Below are 2,343 nucleotides of genomic sequence, written 5' to 3'. Positions count from 1 at the left end.
CTGGCGACATCCTGGTCTTCCTGGCCGGTGAGCGGGACATCCGTGACACCGAGTCGGCGCTCATCGACCACCTGGGCCCGCGCTACACGATGGACGGCCGTACCCGCACGCCCGGAGCCGTCGAGGTCGTGCCGCTGTACTCGCGGCTGACGGCGGCCGAGCAGCACCGTGTCTTCGAGGCCCACTCGTGCCGGCGGATCGTCCTGGCCACGAACGTCGCTGAGACCTCGCTGACGGTGCCCGGCATCCGCTACGTCATCGACCCGGGCCTGGCCCGCATCTCGCGCTACTCCAACCGCACCAAGGTCCAGCGCCTGCCGATCGAGCCGATCTCGCAGGCCAGCGCCAACCAGCGCTCGGGCCGGTGCGGGCGCGTGGCTGATGGCATCGCGATCCGCCTGTACTCCGAGGCGGACTATCTCTCGCGCCCGGAGTACACCGAGCCGGAGATCCTGCGCACCTCGTTGGCCAGCGTCATCCTGCAGATGGCGAACCTCGGCCTGGGCGCGGTGGAGGACTTCCCCTTCCTGGACGCCCCGGACCACCGGGCGGTGCGCGACGGGATCCAGCTGCTGACCGAGATCGGCGCGATCGAGCCCAGCATGAGCGGGCGCTCGGGCCGCAGCAGCCGGGGCCCGCGCCTGACGGAGGTCGGCCGCCGCCTGGCGCGCCTGCCCATCGACCCGCGCCTGGGCCGGATGCTGCTGCGCGCTGGGGAGCTGGGGTGCGCGGGCGAGGTCATGGTGATCGTGGCCGCCCTGTCCATCCAGGACGTGCGCGAGCGACCCCTGGACAAGCAGGAGCAGGCCGACGCCCTGCACCGGCGCTTCGCCGATCCCACCAGTGACTTCCTGACCTACCTCAACCTCTGGCGCTACCTGCGCACCCAGAGCCGCGAGCTGTCCGGATCGGCATTCCGCCGCATGTGCAAGGCCGAGTTCCTCCACTACCTGCGCGTGCGCGAGTGGCAGGACGTCCACACCCAGCTGCGCCAGCTCTCCCGGCCGCTCGGCCTGGACGCCGCGCCGGTGGAGCTGCCGACGGCGCGCTCGATCCGTGCGGCCCGCCAGGCGCTGGAACCGGGTTCCCACGCTGCGCAGATCGCGCACGGGGACGTGGCGGCAGCGGTAGTGGCGCTGGGCAAGAGCGCGGACACCCCTGACGCTGACGCGATCCACCGCTCGCTGCTGGTGGGGCTGCTGTCCAACGTGGGGCACTGGGACGAGCGGCGCCGGGAGTACTCCGGAGCGCGCGGCACCCGTTTCATGATCTGGCCGGGCTCAGGTCTGCGCCGCAAGACCTACGACTGGGTGATGACGGCTGAGCTGGTGGAGACCAGCCACCTCTTCGCTCGCACAGTGGCCAAGGTGGACTCGCGGTGGGTTGAGGAGACCGCGCGCCAGGCTGGCCTGCTGCGCCAGGTCTTTGGTGAGCCCTACTGGTCCACCAAGAACGGCTGCGCCATGGTCCACGAGAAGGTCATGGTCTACGGAATGACGCTGGCTGCCGACCGCCCGGCCACGCTGGCCTCGGTGGGCACACCGGCGGCCCGCGAGGTGGCGCGCGAGATGTTCCTGCGCTCCGGGCTGGTCGAGGGGGGCTGGCACGCGCGCCACGGCTTCGTGTCCCGCAACCGGGACCTCATCGAGGAGCTCAGCGACGTCGAGCAGCGCCGCCGCGAGCACGGGCTGCTGGCCAGCGACGAGGCGCTCTACCGCTTCTACGACGACCGCGTTCCTGACGAGGTCACCGGCGCCAACGACTTCGACGCCTGGTGGAGACGGGAGAAGGGGCGCCACCCGCACCTGCTGGACTACACCCGCGAGCTGCTGCTGCCGGGGGCGGACGAGGACTCGCTGGCCGCCGGCTACCCCGATGCCTGGGTGCAGGGTGACCTCACCCTCGGGCTGGACTACGTCTTCGAGCCGGGGCAGGCGGACGACGGCGTGAGCGTGCTCGTGCCGGTGGAGGTCCTGGGACGGCTGGAGCCGGCCGGCTTTGACTGGCTGGTGCCAGGGATGCGGGCCGAGCTCGTGGTGGCCACGATCCGGGCGCTGCCCAAGCGGGTGCGCCGTCAGCTCGTGCCGGCTCCCGACGTCGGCGCCCAGGTGTGGGCCGCGATGCGCGAGGAGTACCAGACGCCTGCCGGGGCGAGCGCGCCGCCGGCGAGCTTCCAGGAGGCCTTCACCGCCGCCGTGGCCCGGCTGCGTGGGGTTGAGGTGACCGAGGCGGACTGGGCCGAGGCGCAGGAGCACCTGCCTGATCACCTGCGCGTGTCCTTCGTGGCGCTGGACTCTCGCGGGCGTGAGATCGGCCGCGGCAAGGACCTGGTGGCACTGCAGA

General features: G+C 71.9%; 1 protein-coding gene. It reads left to right on the top strand.

Annotated features, from left to right (window positions below):
- On the top strand, positions 1-2,343 hold a 2,343-nt coding region (locus tag HMPREF0058_RS11640), incomplete at both ends, for a DUF3418 domain-containing protein (RefSeq protein ID WP_006548030.1).

This window comes from Actinomyces urogenitalis DSM 15434, from assembly GCF_000159035.1.
Lineage (GTDB): Bacteria > Actinomycetota > Actinomycetes > Actinomycetales > Actinomycetaceae > Actinomyces > Actinomyces urogenitalis.
The sequence above is the reverse complement of the archived record's forward strand: the minus strand, read 5'-3'. Positions and strand labels throughout refer to the sequence as shown.